The sequence below is a fragment of the Streptomyces sp. iso_384 genome (genome assembly GCF_056172905.1).
The window spans coordinates 5,145,128-5,161,527 of sequence record NZ_JBWBTT010000001.1 but is presented as its reverse complement, the minus strand read 5'-3'; the positions used below and the strand labels follow the sequence as shown (position 1 = coordinate 5,161,527).

Here is a 16,400-nt window from a genome sequence, read left to right as displayed (position 1 = left end):
GTGGGGGAGTGGTTACGAGTGGGGTCGCGCTGTTCCTGAGGACGGGGACGCGTACCCGGCCGTCGCGAGCGACCGCGCGTCCAGCGGGCGGTAGGGGACGCCCAGGGCGTCCAGCCGGGCGGTGTGGTGACGCAGCCGCTCGACGAACCCCGGCCAGTCGCCGCGCCCGCCGGACCAGGAACGGTCGGCGAGCGCGCACAGCCGTGGGTAGCTGAGGTACTCGATCTCCTCGGGGGTGCGGGCGTACTCCGTCCACACCTGGGCCTGGGTCCCGAGCACCCGGCCCCGCTCGGCCTCCGGCCAGTCGGGCGGGGCCGGTTCGTAGTCGTGGACCGTGTGCAGGCAGACCGGCGCTCCGGGCTGGGCCACCGGTTCCGACGGGTCGCCGGACTGTGCGTAGTCGAGGTAGGTCGCCCGGTGGTGCGCGGCGATCACCTGGTGGCCGCGGTGTACGGCGGCCCGCGTGTGCGAGGAGTCGCGCCAGGTCATCACCGTGAATTCCGGAGGGAGTTCGGCGCCGTTCTCGACCCAGCCGAGTGGAATCCGGCCGCGCTCCACCAGGAACGCCCCGATCCGGCCCATGAACCAGCCGTGCAGCGCCGCCGGGCCCGCGAGCCCCAGCGCCGCCGCGCGCTCGCGGGCGGCCGGGCTCTCCTCCCATTCGGTGGTCGGGCACTCCTCGCCGCCGATGTGGATGTACGGCGACGGGAAGACCTCCAACACCTCCTCCAGCACGGCGCGGCAGAAGTCGAAGACCCCCTCGTGCACGCCGAGGATCGTGTCGCACACCCCCCAACGGGTCCACACGTCCAGCTCCCGCTCCGGGTGATTGCCCAGCTCCGGATAGGCGGCGAGCGCGGCCCGCACATGGCCGGGCATTTCGATCTCCGGTACGACGGTGATGCCGCGCTCCGCCGCGTACCGCACCAGGCCCCTCAACTCCGCCTTCGTGTAGTGCCCTTCGTGCGGCACCGTGTCGAAGTGCGCCCCGTCCGGACCGGTCGGGCCCTTCTGCGACCCGGCCCGCCGGGAGCCGACCGAGATCAGCCGGGGGTAGGCGTCGACCGGCATCCGCCAGCCCTGGTCGTCGGTGAGATGCAGATGCAGGACGTTCAGCTTGTGCAGCGCCATCAGGTCGACGTACCGGCGCAGATAGCCGATCGGCTGGAAGCGCCGCGCCACGTCCAGCATCGCCCCGCGCCACGGCCGGTCCGGTACGTCGGTGATCTCGACGCACGGCAGCTCCCAGGAACCCGTGCTCGCCGGACCGCCCGACAGCGCTGCGGCGGGCAGCAGTTGGCGGATCGTCTGGACGCCCCGGAGCAGCCCGGTGAGATGGGCGGCGCGCAGCTGGAGGGCCTGCGGGGCGACCGTCAGCCCGTACCCCTCCTCGCCGAGGCCGCCGAGCCGGTCGTCCAGGGCGAGGACGACCCGGCCGTCCGGCGCGGGGGCGAGGGGCAGTCCGGTGGTGCGGCCGACCAGGGTGCGCAGCAGGTCCGCCGCCGGCTCCGCGCCCCGCAGCGCCCGGACGGTGGTCTTCCGGTCGAGGGTGAGCCGGCCGCCGAGCGAGGAGATCCTGCTGGGCCGGGGGAGGAGGGAGAGAACGGGGGCGGGGCGCGATGCGGGCACGGGGTCTCCGGATTCGGTTCGCGGGCGAACGGGTGGCGAGGTGGTGTCGGACGCTCAGCCCTTGACGGCGCCGGCGGCGAAGCCGGACGTGACATGGCGCTGGAGCAGGAGGAAGATCACCAGGGCGGGCAGCGCGAAGAGGGTGGAGGCGGCCATGGTGGCGCCCCAGTCGGTGCCGAAGGTGTTCTGGAAGGACGACAGCCAGACCGGCAGCGTCCGGTTGTCCTGCTGCTTGATGATCAGGAAGTTGGCGTAGGCGAACTCGTTCCAGGCGGTGATGAACCCGAACAGCGAGGTCGCCATCAGACCCGGCGCCAGCAGCGGCAGCGCCACCCGCCGGAACGCCCCGGTCCTGGAGCAGCCGTCGACCTGCGCGGCCTCCTCCAGCTCCGGCGGGATCGTCCCGATGAAGCCCCGCAGCACCACGACGGTGAACGGCAGCGTGATCATGAAGTAGATCAGCGTCAGCGTCGGCAGCCGGTCCAGCATGTCGGTGTCCCGCGAGATGATGTAGATCGGGATGATCAGCGACTCCCAGGGCGCCATCTGCGCGATGAAGATCATCAGCATGAACTGCCGCCGTCCCTTCCACCGCAGCCGCGCCACGGCGAACGCCGCGCCCAGCGCGACCAGCAGCGCCAGCAGGACGGCCCCGAGCGTGACCAGGATGCTGTTACGCCAGAAGAGCGCGAACCCGTCGGCGTCCACGGCGCGTCGGAAGTGGTCGAGCGTCCAGGTGTGCGGGAAGAGCTGCGGGTCGGCGGACTGGATGTCCTTGGACGGCTTGAAGGCCGTGGAGATCATCCAGTAGACGGGGAAGAGGCAGACCACGACGGTCACGGCCGCGGCGAGGTTCAGCGGCAGACGCCGCAGCCGAGGGTGCGGGACAGGTGGGTTCATCGGGTCTCGTCCTCCTGGCGGAGCATCTGGCGGAAGTAGAGGACGAGCACCCCGGACATCAGGACCACGGTGACCATCGAGGCGGCGGAACCCAGGTCGTACCGCTGGCTGGAGAGCGCCGTCTGGACCGCGTAGACCGGCAGGATCGTCGTGGCGTCGCCCGGCCCGCCCCGGGTCATCACCCAGATCTGGACGAACGCCTTGAACGTCCAGATCACCTCCAGCGACACCACCAGCAGGAAGATCGGCCGCAGGATCGGGAAGGTGACCGAGCGGAAGATCCGCCCCGCGCCCGCCCCGTCCAGCCGCGCCGACTCGTACAACTCGGGGGAGACGGTGGTCAGCGCCGAGTACAGGGTGATCGCGGCGAACGGCACCGACTGCCAGACGATCAGCGTCACCAGGATGGCGAAGGCCGCGGTGCCGTTCGCGAACCACGGATAGCGCTCGAAGGAGTCGAGGCCGAGCGAGGTCAGCGACCAGTTGACGATCCCGAACTCCGAGTGGAACAGCCACTGGAAGACCGTGGTCGCCGCCACCACCGGCATCGCCCAGGCCAGCACCAGCGAGCACAGCACCACCGTCCGCCCGATCCGGCCCAGCCGCTCCACCATCAGGGCGACCAGGGTGGCGATCACCATGATCAGCACGACATTGACCGCCATGAACAGGAAGGTGCGGCGCACCACCTCCCAGAACCGTGGATCGGTCAGCAGCGTGCGGTAGTTCCGCAGCCCGACGAACTCCGCGTCACCCGCGATGAGCTGGCGCAGCCGGAAGTCCTGGAACGAGATCAGGACGGCCCGCACCAGCGGGTAGACCAGCAGATAGAGCATGCCGCCGACGGCGGGGGCGATCAGGGCGTACGGCCAGAGGCCCTGGGCCCTGCCCCGCGGGGTCGGGTCCTTGCGTACGGCGAGGCGCGGGGCCGGGCGCCGCCGGGGGGTGCGGTGTGCGGTCCGTTGGTCGACGACCGGCACGGCACGCCTCCTTTCGAGCTGCTGCGGTGGCGGATCGGGGACCGGTTCAGGAACCGGCGTTCATGGCCCGGGTGATGTTCCGCGATGCCTTCGCCGCCTCCTTCGCCGGATCGCCCCCGGTGAGCACGGCCGTCATGTAGTCCTTGATCGGGTTCTCCGCCTCGACCGCGGCCCAGCCCGGGGTGTTGGGCGTCGCGTGCCCGTTGGCCGCGCCGACCGCCATCGCGGCGGCCCCCGGGTCGTCGGCCACGGCGGACGCCAGCGTGGTCCGGTTCGGTACGTAGCTCATGGCGACGGCGAGCTTCTTCTGCCAGGTGTCCCCGGTCAGCTCCTTGATGAAGGTGACCGCCTCGTCGGGATGGGCCGCGGCGGCCGGCACGACCAGGTCGGAGCCGCCGGTGAAGACCGCGCCCGGAGTGTCCGCGGTCCTGCCCGGGATCGGGAAGAAGGCGAGCTTGCCCGCCAGTTCGGGGTTCTTCTCCGCGATGACCTTGGCCCCGCCCGGGGTCTGGATGACCTGGGCCACCTGCCCCTGGGCCATCACCTCCGTCTGCGGCGGGTCGTCCTCGTCGGAGTCCTTGGGACCCTTGCCGAGCGCCTGGAGCTCCTTGTAGAACGCCATGCCGCGCAGCGCCTCGGGGGTGTCCAGTGCGCCGGACCACTTCTCCCCGGACCTGCCGGCGAGGTCGCCGCCCTCGTCCCAGATGAACCCGGCCAAGGCGTACCACATCTGTCCGGGCAGGTAGATGCCCTGCGTGCCGCCCTTGTTGAGCTTGGTCGTGGCGGCGATCCACTGCTCGCGGGTCTTGATCGCCGTGGCGTCGACGCCCGCCTTCTCGAAGAGGTCCGTGCGGTAGACGACCACCCGGTTGGCCGCGTAGTACGGGATGCCGTACTGCTTGCCCTCGTACGAGCCCGGCTCGGCCAGGCCGCTCAGCCAGTCCTTGCCGTTCAGCTCCTCGGTCCGGTCGCTGAGGTCGAGCAGCCCGCCGCTCTCCGCGAACTGCGCCACCTGGGTGTTGCCCGCCTCGATGACGTCCGGGGCGTCGTTGCTGGCCAGGGCGGCGGTGATCTTCTGGCCGATCCCGTCCCACTCCTGGACCTGGATCTTCACGTCGATCGTCGGGTGGCGCTTCTCGAAGTCCGCGGTGAACTCCTTCTGGAACTCGTCCGAGACACTGTCGCGCATCAGCCAGACGTCCACCGTCGTCCGGCCGTCCCCGTTGCCGGAGTCCGGCCCCGACGACGAACCACAGGCACTGAGTGCGACGGTCAGGACGAGCACGGACCCACCGGCGAGCAAGCGGTACTTCACGGTTCACCTCGGAAGCAGAACGGATCGGACGGACCTGACGAGGCCTGACCACCTGACCAGTAGGGCTCACTGGACAGCTCGCCTGTCGGTGGTGGATGAAGGTGGCATAGACCAATGAGGCCGTCAACCCCCTGCGTACAAAGGGGAATTGGTGATCTATCCGTAATGCGAGCGACCGGCCCGGGCCGGGCAAGCGCTACACTTCACCTGACCAGCAGGCCAGTTGGGGTGGCGGGATGGTCAACTGGTAAGAAAAATGCAGTCGTCGGGAGGGGAGACCATGGACGCGGATGTGCCGGGGACGGTGCTCAAGCGGGAGCGGACCCGCGATGCCGTACTGGAGCTGATCGAGTCGCGCAGCCCCGGCGACGCCATCCCCTCGGAGCGTGCTCTGTGCGCCCTGCTCGGCGTGTCCCGGCCCACCGTGCGCGCGGCGGTCGACGAGCTGGTCGCCGCCGGACTCCTGGTGCGCGAGCACGGCCGGGGCATGTTCGTCGCGCCCGCCAAGATCACCCAGGAGCTGGTGGCGGGAGACCGGTCGCTGACCGTGCCGCAGGCGTCGGGAGCCTGGTCGAGCCGGCTGCTGGAGTTCACCACGCTCCAGGCGGGGGCCCGGGTCGGCCGCAAGCTGCGGATGTCACCGGCCGCCGAGATCGTCTACGTGGCGCGGCTGCGGCTGGTCGACGGGGCGCCGCTGGCCATCGAGCATCTGCACATCCGGGCGGAGCTGGTGCCGGGGCTCAGCGCGCAGGAGCTGGAGAGCGGCGACCTGTACGAGCATCTGCGCGCCACCCACGGCGTGCACGTCCACGAGGCGGTCCAGGCGATCGAGCCCACCGTCGTCACCCGTGCCGAGGCCGGGCTGCTCGACGTCCCGGAGCTCTCGCCGGCGCTGCTCTTCGAGCGGCTGACCTCCGACACCACGGGCCGCCCGGTGGAGTACGTCCACTCGCTCTACCGGGGCGACCGCTACCGGATCGTCTCCCGGCTCGCGCTCGGCCCGGCGGCCGACATCGCCCCCGACCGGGAGGGACACCACCCGGGTATTCCGCCCGGCGATTTCGCGCACGGCGACGCCATCGCCTCCTCGACCAGGGGGGACATCCAGGCGGGCGCCTGATCGCGACCTCCCGGTCGCGTTGCGCAGGATGCAACTCCGGTTGCGCCTCTTGTCGAACGGGCGTCGGCGGGCCAGGGTGGCGGACGCATCCGAAGCAGCCGAACCCCACACGAGGTGCCTCGCATGAACCCAGCCCCCCACCCGAACCCGGTCCCCGGCCGTCCCGGCCGCGCCCCCGCGTCCGCCGTCCAGGCCCCCGCCCCCGGCCCGCTCAGCCGCCGGGGCCTCCTCGGCGGTCTGCTGGCGGGAGCCGCCCTGGCCGCCGCCCCCGTACTCGCCGCCCCGGCCCTCGTCGCGCCCGCCCATGCGGCCGCCCGGTCCGCTCCGGCGCCCGCCGCCCCGCGCGCCACCCGCCCGCTGCTGCTCGGCACGTACACCTCCGAGGCGGGAGGCGGCACGGGGATCGGCACCGCCGCCTACGACACCGGCACCGGCGCGATCACCACCGGGCCGGCGATCGCCGGCGTCGAGAACCCCTCCTACCTGGCTCTCCACCCCTCCGGCGCCACCGTCTACGCGGTCGCCGAGCAGGACGCGGGCGCGGTCACCGCCGTGGCGCTCGCGCCGGACGGGACGTACGAGGTGCTCGGCACCCGCCCCACCGGCGGTTCGGGCCCCACCCACCTCTCCGTCCATCCGTCCGGGGACTGGCTGCTGAGCGCGAACTACACCTCCGGCAGCGTCGCCGTGCACCCGGTCGCGGCGGACGGATCGCTGGGCGAGCGCACCGACCTGGTCACCCACGGTTCGCCGCCGCCCGGCCCCGGCCGGGGCGGACCGCACGCCCACCAGATCGTCACCTCGCCCGACGGCGGCCATGTCCTCGCCGTCGACCTGGGCACCGACACCGTGTACACGTACGCGCTGGACGAGTCCGCCGGGACGCTCACCGAGGTCTCCCGCGCCGCCCTGGCCCCCGGCTCCGGCCCCCGCCACCTGGCCTTCCACCCCGACGGGCGGTTCGCCTACCTGGCCTGCGAGCTGGACGACACCATGGTCGTCTGCGCGTACGACCCCGCCACCGGCGTCCTCACTCCGGGCCCCGGGCAGTCCACCGGCACGGGACCGGGCACCAGCTACCCCGCCCAGCCGGTGGTCACCGGCGACGGGGCGTACGTCTACCTCGCCAACCGGGGCCACAACAGCCTCACCCGGTACGCCGTCGAGGACGACGGGGCGGCCCTGCGCCTGCTGGACACCGTGCCGGTCGGCGGCGACTGGCCCCGCCAGCTCGCCCTCTCCCCGGACGGCTCCCTGCTCTTCGCCGCCAACCAGCGCTCCTCCACCGTGACCGTGTTCGCGGTCGGCCCCGACGGCTCCCTGACCGGGTCGGGCGAGCCCTTCCCGGCGCCGGTCGCGGTCTGCGTGCTGCCGCTCCCGTGACCACCCCGGCCGGGGCCCCGTGCGCACCGGAGCGGGGCCCCGCCCAGCGGTTACAGTCGTGGCCGAGCCGCGGGAGCCCGCACCCCGGGCGAGGACACCATGGAGGCACAGTGCGCTTGAGGGTGGAATTCACCACCGAGCCGTTCGATCTCGACGAGGCGCCCACCCACGCGGTGGTGGCCCGCGAGGTGATCCAGGGCGCCGAGCTGGACGCCGTCGACGTCGGCCCCTTCGGCAACACCGCGGAAGGCGGCGCCGACGAGGTGCTGACCGCCGTGGACGCCCTGCTGCGGCAGGCCCTGGCCTCGGGCGCCACCCGGGTCTCGCTCCAGGTGAACGTGATCGAGGGGGACGTGTCATGACCGAATCCGCCGATCACCCCCCGGTGGCGGGCGATCACCCTCTCGTCTCCGCCGTCAAGCCGCTCGTCGACGCGATGGGCGCCGAGCTGCTGGGCCCCGAGCAGGCCCAGCCGGACGATGTGGTGCTCGCCTGGGAGGGCCGGGACGTCATAGCCGTACGGCTGCCCCAGCTCTCCGACTCGCTGGACCACATCCTCGCCGCGATGGAACGACGGCACGGGATGCCGCTCGCCGACCTGGACCGCAAGGCCAAGCAGGGCGTCGTCCGGACCCTGGAGGCACGCGGTGCCTTCTCCGTACGGCACGGAGTGGAGACCGTGGCCGGCGCTCTGGGCGTCTCCCGGTTCACCGTGTACAACTATCTGAACCGGGAACATTCGGCCAAGGGTGAGTAGTTGGCCGAACCCGCCGAACGCACCGGAAAGCCGCCGTCCGCATGTCGGGACGGCGGCTTTCTTCGTTCGCGAGATTTCAACAAAGTGTTGACGTGGTGTTGCGGAGGGCGTTAGCTATCCGCAGCCCGAACAACGCACAGCGAAAAACAGCCACGGAGGCTCCCGTGACTTCGAGCTCCACACCGGGCCTCACCCGGTTCAACACCCTGGCGGACGGCGAGGCCACTCCCGCACTGCACGAGGTGTGTGCCAGTGCGACCTGGGGAAACACCATCCTCGCCGGGCGTCCGTACGCCACCGAAGAAGCCCTGCTCGCCGCGAGCGACGCCGCCATGGCGACGCTCACCGCGGCGGATCTGGCCGAAGCGATGGCAGGCCACCCGCCGATCGGCCGCCCGAAGCCCGGCGACCCGACCTCCTCCCGTGAGCAGCGGGGGATGGCCGGCGCCTCCGAGGAGCTCAAGACCGAGATGCTCGAACTGAACCTGGCCTACCAGGAGAGGTTCGGACATGTCTTCCTGATCTGCGCCACCGGCGCCACCGGTGAGCAGATGCGCGACGCGGTGAAGTCCCGGATCGGGAACTCGCCCGAGCAGGAGCAGGAGATCGTGCGCACCGAACTGGGCAAGATCAACCGCATCCGGCTGACCCGTCTCGTGACGGAGCCCCTCGCAGAGGGCGCTCCCGCACAGGACTCTTGAGATCTAGGAGAGTGACGGTCTTGAGTACCGACACGACCGCATCGGTGTCCACCCACATCCTGGACACCAGCATCGGCCGCCCCGCCGCGTCCGTCGCCGTCTCGCTCGCCGCCCGCAGCGGAAGCGACGCGCCGTACGTGACGCTCGGAGCGTCCGCGACCGATGCGGACGGGCGTTGCAAGGACCTCCCGGCACTGCCGGAGGGAACCACCCATGTGCGTCTCGCATTCGACACCGAGGCGTATTTTTCCAAGAAGCAAGCCGAGGCGCAGCAGGACGCCCCCCGCGTAAGGGACAGCGGCGCGTTCTTCCCGGAGGTGACCATCGCGTTCGCGGTCGTCCCGGGCGAGCACTATCACGTACCGCTGCTGCTCAACCCGTTCGGCTACTCCGTTTACCGAGGGAGCTAGCACCGACATGCCCACGATTCTCGGCCAGAACCAGTACGGCAAAGCAGAGAACCGCGTCGTCAAGATCACGCGGGACGGCGACACCCACCACATCAAGGACCTGAACGTCTCGGTCGCCCTCTCCGGCGACATGGACGACGTCCACTACTCCGGCTCCAACGCCAACGTCCTGCCGACCGACACCACCAAGAACACGGTGTACGCGTTCGCCAAGGAGCACGGGATCGAGTCCGCCGAGCAGTTCGGCATCCACCTCGCCCGGCACTTCGTCTCCTCGCAGGAGCCGATCCACCGCGCCCGGATCCGGATCGAGGAGTACAGCTGGGAGCGCATCGCGACCTCCGACGGCAACTCCAGGTTCATCGGCGCCGACGAGGTCAAGCACTCCTTCGTCCGCAAGGGCCAGGAGACCCGCGTCTCCCAGATCACCTACGACGGTGAGAACTGGGAGGTCATCTCGGGCCTCAAGGACCTCACCGTGATGAACTCGACCAACTCCGAGTTCTGGGGCTACGTCAAGGACAAGTACACGACGCTGAAGGAGGCGTACGACCGCATCCTGGCGACGGACGTCTCCGCCCGCTGGCGCTACAACTGGACCAGCGACGAGCAGCGCATGCCGAACTGGGAGAAGTCCTACGAGCAGGCGCGCAAGCACATGCTCCACGCCTTCGCCGAGACGTACTCCCTCTCGCTCCAGCAGACCCTGTACCAGATGGGTTCGCGCATCATCAACAGCCGCAGCGAGATCGACGAGATCCGGTTCTCGCTGCCGAACAACCACCACTTCCTGGTGGACCTCGAACCGTTCGGCCTCAAGAACGACCATGAGGTCTACTTCGCGGCGGACCGTCCCTACGGTCTGATCGAGGCCACCGTGCTCCGGGACGGCGTCGAGCCGAAGATCCCGGTCGACATGACCAACCTCTGACGCGGCACTGAACCGGCCGCCGTCCGTCCACAGCCGGGCGGCGGCCGGTCATCCCGGAGGGAAAACCCATGGCACAGCCTGCAACGGGGCCGGCCGAAAGCCCAGGCAAAGAGCCCTCGAAATCCCTCGCCGACCCGGCAGTTCACCCGGTCGACGAGAAGCTTCCGCCCGCGCGGCTCGTCCCCGCCGCGCTCCAGCACATCGCCGCCATGTACGCGGGCGTCGTCACCCCTCCGCTCATCATCGGCCAGGCCGTCGGCCTGGACACCGCCGGCATGACCCGGCTCATCGCGGCCAGCCTCCTGATCGCCGGTCTCGCCACCATCCTCCAGACGATCGGTCTCGGCCCCTTCGCCGGCAACCGGCTCCCCTTCGTCAACGCCGCCTCCTCCGCCGGGATCGCGCCGATGCTCGCCATCGCCGAGACCAGCGCACCGGGCCACCAACTCCCCGCGATCTACGGGGCGGTGCTCGTCGCCGGAGTCTTCTGCCTGGCCGTCGGCCCCTTCTTCGGCAGACTGCTGCGCTTCTTCCCGCCGCTCGTCACCGGCGTGGTCATCACTCTCATCGGCGTCACCCTCATGCCCGTGCCGGTGGCCTGGGCGCAGGGCGGCGACGCCACCGCCGACGACTTCGGCGCCATGAAGTACCTGGCGCTGGCCGCCTTCACGCTCGTCGTCATCCTGCTCATCCAGCGCTTCGGCCGCGGCTTCCTCAAGCAAGTGGCTCTGCTCATGGGCATGTTCGTCGGCACGCTGGCCGCGATCCCGTTCGGGCTCGCCGAGTTCTCCGCGCTGAAGTCCGCGCCGCTCGCCGCCCTGCCGACCCCCTTCGCCTTCGGCGCGCCGGAGTTCCACCCCGCCGCCATCCTCTCGCTCTGCATCGTCATGCTCGTCCTGATGACGGAGTCCTCGGCCGGAATGCTCGCCCTCGGCGAGATCTGCGACCGCCGCACCGACGGCCGCACGATCACCCGCGGCCTGCGCACCGACGGCATCGCCACCCTCTTGGGCCCAATCTTCGGGGGCTTCCCGACCAGCGCCTTCGCCCAGAACGTCGGCGTCGTCTCGCTGACCCGCGTCCGCAGCCGGTACGTCGTCGCGGCGGCGGGCGGCGCGCTCCTGGTCCTCGGCGCCTTCCCGGTGCTCGGCGCGGTCGTCTCGCTCGTGCCCATGCCCGTCCTCGGTGGCGCCGGGATCGTCCTCTTCGGCTCCATCGCGGTCAGCGGCATCCGGACGCTCTCCGAGGCCGGCCTGGACGACAGCTCCAACATCATCCTGGTGGCCGTCGCGCTCGGCGCGGGCATCATCCCGCTCGCCGCGCCCACCTTCTACGCCGGTTTCCCGGCCTGGGCACAGACCGTCCTCGGCTCCGGGATCAGCGCGGGAGCACTGGTCGCGGTCGTGCTCAACCTGTTCTTCCATCATCTCGGCACCCACAGCCGCACCGCTGTGGCACTCAAATCCTCCTAGGGTCCTGCCGTGCCCACATCGCCACAGAGAGAAGAAGGAAGCGCCATGGCAGCTTCGGCAGACCCTCAGCGCATCGTCATCGAGAACTGTTCGATCGCCACCGTCGACGCCCACGACACGGAGTACGCGTCCGGGTACATCGTCGTGGCGGACAACCGCATCGAGTCCGTAGGCGCCGGCAAGGCGCCGGTGGGCCTGACCGGCGTCGTCCGCCGCGTCGACGGCACCGGGCACCTCGCGACCCCCGGCCTGGTCAACACCCACCACCACTTCTACCAGTGGATCACCCGGGGCCTGGCCACCGACCACAACCTCTTCAACTGGCTGGTCGCCCTCTACCCGACCTGGGCGCGCATCGACGAGCCGATGGCCCGCGCCGCCGCGCAGGGCTCGCTGGCCATGATGGCCCGCGGCGGCGTCACCACCGCCATGGACCACCACTACGTCTTCCCGAAGGACTCCGGCGACCTGTCCGGCGCGATCATCGGCGCCGCCCGTGAGATGGGCGTACGGTTCACCCTCGCCCGGGGCTCCATGGACCGCAGCGAGAAGGACGGCGGACTGCCGCCGGACTTCGCCGTCGAGACCCTGGAAGGCGCGCTCGCCGCCACCGAGGCGACGATCGACGCCCACCACGACGCCTCCTTCGACGCGATGACCCAGGTCGCCGTCGCGCCCTGTTCCCCCTTCTCGGTCTCCACCGAACTGATGCGCCAGGGCGCCGAGTTGGCCCGCCGTCGAGGCGTACGGCTGCACACCCACGGCTCGGAGACCGTCGAGGAGGAGCAGTTCTGCAAGGAACTGTTCGGGATGGGCCCGACCGACTACTTCGAGTCCACCGGCTGGCTCGGCGACGACGTGTGGATGGCGCACTGCGTCCACATGAACGACTCCGACATCGCCGCTTTCGCCCGTACGGGAACGGGCGTCGCCCACTGCCCGTCCTCCAACGCACGCCTGGCCGCCGGTATCGCCCGGGTCCCCGACATGCTCGCCGCCGGCGTACCCGTAGGCCTCGGCGTGGACGGCACCGCCTCCAACGAGTCCGGCGAACTCCACACCGAGCTGCGCAACGCACTCCTCATCAACCGCCTCGGCGCCCACCGCGAGGCCGCCCTGAACGCCCGTCAGGCCCTGCGCCTCGGGACCTTCGGCGGGGCCCAAGTACTGGGCCGCGCCGATCAGATCGGCTCCCTGGAGGCCGGCAAGCTCGCCGACCTCGTCCTGTGGAAGCTCGACACCCTGGCCCACTCCTCGATCGCCGACCCGGTGACCGCGCTCATCTTCGGCGCGGCCGCCCCGGTGACCCTCTCCCTCGTCGACGGCAAGCCGGTCGTCGAGGGCAACCACCTCACCACGGTGGACGAGGACGCCATCGCCCGCGTCACCCGCGACGAGGCCCGCCGCCTCGCGCAGATCGCCGCCGGGGCCTGACCCCGGGCGGTATCCCCGACCGGCCGGTCGAGGGGGACGGCCCGAGACCGGCCGCCGTGGACCCGAGCGGGGCCCACGGCAACCGGTCCGGCGGACGCGCGCCCCATGGTGCGTGCCCGCCGGACCGGTGATGAACGCTGCCCGCACACACCCCCGGTGCGCGCTCCTTCCCGCACCCCCCTCTGCACGACCTGCACGACCTGCACGACCTGCACCACCTGAGAGAGCCGCAAGCACCGCCGCACCACTTACGCATCACCTCCCTGACACCCGCGTCGCCGACGACGCGTAACCGACCGGAGGAACCGCCGTGGCCGCTAAGCCCAGGTTTCGCAAAGACGCAGATGCAGCCGCCCCCGACGCGACGGCCGATACCGCCGTGGACACGGGAGACGACCGGAAACACCCGGTCGACGAGACCCTTCCCCCACTGAAGATGTTCACCAGCGGCCTCCAGCACGTGGCCGCCATGTACGCGGGCGTGGTGGCCCCGCCGCTCATCGTGGGGCCGGCCGTCGGCCTCACCGCCAAGGAGACCGCCTTCCTGATGGGGGCGAGCCTGTTCACCGCGGGCATCGCCACCCTGCTCCAGACCATCGGCTTCTGGAAGGTCGGCGCCCGGCTGCCCTTCGTCAACGGCGTCTCGTTCGCCGGTGTGGCCCCGATGATCGCGATAGGCAAGGACCGGGGGCACGACGGGATAGCCGTCATCTTCGGCGCGATCATCGTCGCGAGTCTGCTCGGGTTCGTCCTCGCCCCGTACTTCTGCAAACTGGTCCGCTTCTTCCCGCCGGTCGTCACCGGCACCGTGATCACCCTGATCGGCGTCTCGCTCCTCCCGGTCGCCTTCAACTGGTCGCAGGGAGGCAACGCCACGGCGGACGACTACGGTTCGCTGACCAACATCACCATGGCCGCCGTGACCCTGGTGATCGTGCTGGCCCTGCGCAAGCTGCTGCGCGGCTTCCTCCAGCAGATCGCGATCCTGCTCGGCCTGGTCCTCGGCACACTGATCGCCATCCCGGCCGGCATCACCGACTTCGGCGCCATCAGTGACGCGGACGTCGTGGGCTTCCCGACGCCGTTCGCCTTCGGCGCCCCGCAGTTCGAGATCGCCGCCATCATCTCCATGTGCATCGTGATGCTCGTCTGCATGACCGAGTCCACCGCGGACATGCTGGCCCTCGGCAAGATCGTCGGCCGCCCCGCCGACGAGAAGATCATCGAGGGCGGTCTGCGCGCCGACACCCTCGGCAGCGCCATCAGCCCGCTCTTCAACGGGTTCATGTGCAGCGCCTTCGCCCAGAACGTCGGCCTGGTCGCCATGACCAAGATCCGCAGCCGCTTCGTCGTCGCGGTGGGCGGCGCGATCCTGATCGTCCTCGGCCTCGTCCCGGTCGCCGCCTCGGTCATCGCCCTCGTACCGCTGCCGGTGCTCGGCGGCGCGGGCATCGTCCTGTTCGGCACGGTGGCGGCCAGCGGCATCCAGACCCTGGCCACCGCCGCCCTGGAGAAGGGCGAGAACGCCCTGATCGTGGCGGCCGCCGTCGGTATCGGCCTGATCCCGATCGCCGCGCCGCAGTTCTACCATGCCTTCCCCGAGGACCTGCTGGTCGTCCTCGACTCGGGCATCTCCACCGGCTGTGTGGTGGCGATCGTGCTCAACCTCGCCTTCAACCACTTCGGCCGCAAGCCGGACACGGAGGACGAGGAGCCGGCGCACGGCGAGCACGTCGTGCCCGCTGCCGCGGGGGTCGGTGTCCACTGACGTATCCGCCCGCCCTCCGGTGAAGCCCCGTGCCCCGCACGGGGCTTCGGCCGTGCTCCGGCGACGTCAGCCCTGGTCACCCGCCCAGCCTGCCAGGCCGGGGCCGGGGGCAGGGAGCCGACCGGGGTCCGTCGGCTGTAGCGTCAGGGGCATGGAAGATCAGTCTGTTGTGGATGTCGGCGATGTGCGCCTCGCTTACCGGACCTGGGGCGACGCGTTCGGCTCGCCCGTCGTGCTGCTGCACGGCCTCGGCGGTTCGGCCGCGAACTGGGAGGCGGCCGGCGCCCTGCTGGGCCAGGAGTGGCGGGTCTTCGCCCTGGACCTGCGCGGCCACGGCGAGAGCGACTGGCCCGACGACTACGACCTGGAGCTGATGGCCGAGGACGTCGTGGGCTTCCTCGACGAACTGGAACTGGACCGGGTCGGCCTCGTCGGCCACGGCATGGGCGGTGTCGTCGCCCGGCTGCTGGCCCAGGAGCACTCCGACCGGGTGGAGCGGCTGGTGCTGGTGGAGACCCCGGCCCCGTTCCCCGGCGACCCGGGTCCGGCGGGGCGGGCCGAGGGCCCGGTGGACTACGACGAGAACGCGGTGTCCGCCGTACGGAACCAGCTCGCTGACCCGGGACCGGACGCGGACGCGGCCCTCGGCGACATCGTCTCCCCGACGCTGATCATCACCGGTGGCCCGGAGAGCGCGATGGAACAGCACCGTCAGGCGGATGTGGCCTCCCTGATCCCGGACTGCCGGCTGATCACGGTCCCGGGCGGCCACCGGATGCACGAGACCCGGGCCGACCAGGTGGCCGCGCACATCACGGAGTTCTTCACCAGCTGAGCGGCGCTTCGGCCGCGCGCGGTGATCAGGGCCGGATGATCGTGCGGACCAGCTCCGGCGTCCACTCGACGAGAGAGGCGCCTGAACGAAACCGTCAGGTACGCCGAGGCACGCCGACTCGGACGGGCCCCGCCTCCGCCGCCCTCACCCGCCCGGCGGCCGCCAGTCCGGACGGCGGCCGCTGAGGCCGATCACCCGGTCCAGCAGCGGGGCGTCGTCCGGCACCGGGACCGGCGGCCCGAAGATACCCCCGCCGTCCGGGTCGTCCTCGTCCGGAGCGAGCAGGACCGCGCAGGACCGCAGCTCCGCCTCGCCCGCCGCGTACGGCTGCCCCGTCGACCGGGCCAGGTCCCAGCCGTGGACGACGAGCTCGTTGAGCGCGACCGCCCCGGCCACCTCGCCGGGCAGCTCCACCCCGCCCGCCCGGGTCATGCCCGTCCAGGCGGCGGGGGAGCGCCAGGCCGCCGCCACCTCCTCCAGTCGCCGGGGCAGCACCTCACGCCAGTCGTCGTCGAGGACGGGCAGGGCGGCGTCCGGGGAGACGGCGGTGCTCGCGCCGAGATCCTTGCGGGCGGCGTCACGGAAGGCGGCGGTGAGCCCGGCGAGATGGCCGAGCAGCTCCCGTACGGCGTAGTCGGGGCAGGGGGTCGGGCCGTCCAGCCGGCCGTCGTCGACCGGACCGAGCAGCCCGGCGATCCGCCGGGCGGCCGGCTCCAGGTCCAGCAGGACGGAGGCCGACGCGGAGGTCTCGTGCGTATCCATACA

At 71.2% G+C, this 16,400-nt stretch carries 16 protein-coding genes; 11 read left to right on the top strand and 5 right to left on the bottom strand.

The window, feature by feature from the left end; genetic code table 11:
• Positions 1–12: 12 nt before the first annotated feature.
• Genes AC0VY3_RS23180 through AC0VY3_RS23165 form a run of 4 tightly spaced genes read right to left on the bottom strand, consistent with a single transcriptional unit; the run spans position 13 to position 4,824 of the window.
• Positions 13–1,629 (bottom strand): beta-N-acetylhexosaminidase, encoded by a 1,617-nt coding sequence (locus tag AC0VY3_RS23180; RefSeq protein ID WP_475550491.1) that lies wholly within the window; start codon positions 1,627–1,629, stop codon positions 13–15.
• Between the two features lie 54 nt (positions 1,630–1,683).
• Positions 1,684–2,529 (bottom strand): carbohydrate ABC transporter permease, encoded by an 846-nt coding sequence (locus AC0VY3_RS23175; RefSeq protein ID WP_475550490.1) that lies wholly within the window; start codon positions 2,527–2,529, stop codon positions 1,684–1,686.
• Positions 2,526–3,509: a carbohydrate ABC transporter permease gene (locus tag AC0VY3_RS23170; protein ID WP_475550489.1), complete on the bottom strand. Its 984-nt coding sequence runs from the start codon at positions 3,507–3,509 to the stop codon at positions 2,526–2,528. Before AC0VY3_RS23170 ends, AC0VY3_RS23175 begins: the two co-directional genes overlap by 4 nt.
• Before the next feature lie 46 nt (positions 3,510–3,555).
• Complete coding sequence (locus AC0VY3_RS23165) at positions 3,556–4,824, bottom strand: extracellular solute-binding protein (RefSeq protein WP_475550488.1); 1,269 nt, start codon at positions 4,822–4,824, stop codon at positions 3,556–3,558.
• Positions 4,825–5,104: 280 nt separating this feature from the next.
• Here AC0VY3_RS23165 and AC0VY3_RS23160 point away from each other — a divergent pair, with 280 nt between their 5' ends.
• The 11 genes from AC0VY3_RS23160 (at position 5,105) to AC0VY3_RS23110 (ending at position 15,635) form a co-directional block, all read left to right on the top strand.
• Positions 5,105–5,944 (top strand): GntR family transcriptional regulator, encoded by an 840-nt coding sequence (locus tag AC0VY3_RS23160; protein ID WP_475550487.1) that lies wholly within the window; start codon positions 5,105–5,107, stop codon positions 5,942–5,944.
• Between the two features lie 123 nt (positions 5,945–6,067).
• On the top strand, positions 6,068–7,327 hold the full coding sequence (locus AC0VY3_RS23155; RefSeq protein ID WP_475550486.1) for a lactonase family protein: 1,260 nt from the start codon (positions 6,068–6,070) through the stop codon (positions 7,325–7,327).
• A gap of 110 nt (positions 7,328–7,437) precedes the next feature.
• Complete coding sequence (locus tag AC0VY3_RS23150) at positions 7,438–7,689, top strand: YkoF family thiamine-binding protein (RefSeq protein ID WP_086778741.1); 252 nt, start codon at positions 7,438–7,440, stop codon at positions 7,687–7,689.
• Complete coding sequence (locus AC0VY3_RS23145) at positions 7,686–8,084, top strand: helix-turn-helix domain-containing protein (protein WP_103508729.1); 399 nt, start codon at positions 7,686–7,688, stop codon at positions 8,082–8,084. The genes AC0VY3_RS23150 and AC0VY3_RS23145 overlap by 4 nt, the downstream gene beginning before the upstream one ends.
• Before the next feature lie 164 nt (positions 8,085–8,248).
• Positions 8,249–8,785 carry a 2-oxo-4-hydroxy-4-carboxy-5-ureidoimidazoline decarboxylase gene (gene uraD, locus AC0VY3_RS23140; RefSeq protein ID WP_103508730.1) on the top strand — a complete coding sequence of 179 codons (537 nt, stop codon included), beginning with the start codon at positions 8,249–8,251 and terminating at the stop codon, positions 8,783–8,785.
• A 20-nt stretch (positions 8,786–8,805) separates the two neighbouring features.
• Positions 8,806–9,195, top strand: coding sequence for a hydroxyisourate hydrolase (gene uraH / locus AC0VY3_RS23135; RefSeq protein WP_103508731.1), 390 nt, complete (start codon positions 8,806–8,808; stop codon positions 9,193–9,195).
• A 7-nt stretch (positions 9,196–9,202) separates the two neighbouring features.
• Positions 9,203–10,126, top strand: coding sequence for a factor-independent urate hydroxylase (gene pucL / locus AC0VY3_RS23130; RefSeq protein ID WP_103508732.1), 924 nt, complete (start codon positions 9,203–9,205; stop codon positions 10,124–10,126).
• A 68-nt stretch (positions 10,127–10,194) separates the two neighbouring features.
• Positions 10,195–11,598, top strand: coding sequence for a nucleobase:cation symporter-2 family protein (locus AC0VY3_RS23125; protein ID WP_103508733.1), 1,404 nt, complete (start codon positions 10,195–10,197; stop codon positions 11,596–11,598).
• A gap of 45 nt (positions 11,599–11,643) precedes the next feature.
• Positions 11,644–13,032: an 8-oxoguanine deaminase gene (locus AC0VY3_RS23120; protein WP_103508734.1), complete on the top strand. Its 1,389-nt coding sequence runs from the start codon at positions 11,644–11,646 to the stop codon at positions 13,030–13,032.
• Between the two features lie 310 nt (positions 13,033–13,342).
• The gene (locus tag AC0VY3_RS23115) at positions 13,343–14,800 is read left to right on the top strand and encodes a nucleobase:cation symporter-2 family protein (protein ID WP_103508735.1); all 1,458 of its coding nucleotides are present in this window, start codon (positions 13,343–13,345) and stop codon (positions 14,798–14,800) included.
• A gap of 151 nt (positions 14,801–14,951) precedes the next feature.
• Positions 14,952–15,635: an alpha/beta fold hydrolase gene (locus AC0VY3_RS23110; RefSeq protein WP_475550485.1), complete on the top strand. Its 684-nt coding sequence runs from the start codon at positions 14,952–14,954 to the stop codon at positions 15,633–15,635.
• 144 nt (positions 15,636–15,779) lie between these two features.
• Here AC0VY3_RS23110 and AC0VY3_RS23105 read toward each other — a convergent pair whose 3' ends face one another.
• Complete coding sequence (locus tag AC0VY3_RS23105; RefSeq protein ID WP_475550484.1) at positions 15,780–16,397, bottom strand: TIGR03086 family metal-binding protein; 618 nt, start codon at positions 16,395–16,397, stop codon at positions 15,780–15,782.
• Positions 16,398–16,400: the final 3 nt, after the last annotated feature.

What these genes read in the sequence shown, in the direction of transcription:
- AC0VY3_RS23145 (WP_103508729.1), top strand. Translation starts at nt 7,686, where the DNA reads ATGACCGAATCCGCCGATCACCCCCCGGTGGCGGGCGATCACCCTCTC.
- AC0VY3_RS23120 (WP_103508734.1), top strand. Translation starts at nt 11,644, where the DNA reads ATGGCAGCTTCGGCAGACCCTCAGCGCATCGTCATCGAGAACTGTTCG.
- AC0VY3_RS23110 (WP_475550485.1), top strand. Translation starts at nt 14,952, where the DNA reads ATGGAAGATCAGTCTGTTGTGGATGTCGGCGATGTGCGCCTCGCTTAC.
- AC0VY3_RS23125 (WP_103508733.1), top strand. Translation starts at nt 10,195, where the DNA reads ATGGCACAGCCTGCAACGGGGCCGGCCGAAAGCCCAGGCAAAGAGCCC.
- AC0VY3_RS23155 (WP_475550486.1), top strand. Translation starts at nt 6,068, where the DNA reads ATGAACCCAGCCCCCCACCCGAACCCGGTCCCCGGCCGTCCCGGCCGC.
- AC0VY3_RS23175 (WP_475550490.1), bottom strand. Translation starts at nt 2,529, where the DNA reads ATGAACCCACCTGTCCCGCACCCTCGGCTGCGGCGTCTGCCGCTGAAC.
- AC0VY3_RS23105 (WP_475550484.1), bottom strand. Translation starts at nt 16,397, where the DNA reads ATGGATACGCACGAGACCTCCGCGTCGGCCTCCGTCCTGCTGGACCTG.
- pucL (WP_103508732.1), top strand. Translation starts at nt 9,203, where the DNA reads ATGCCCACGATTCTCGGCCAGAACCAGTACGGCAAAGCAGAGAACCGC.
- AC0VY3_RS23160 (WP_475550487.1), top strand. Translation starts at nt 5,105, where the DNA reads ATGGACGCGGATGTGCCGGGGACGGTGCTCAAGCGGGAGCGGACCCGC.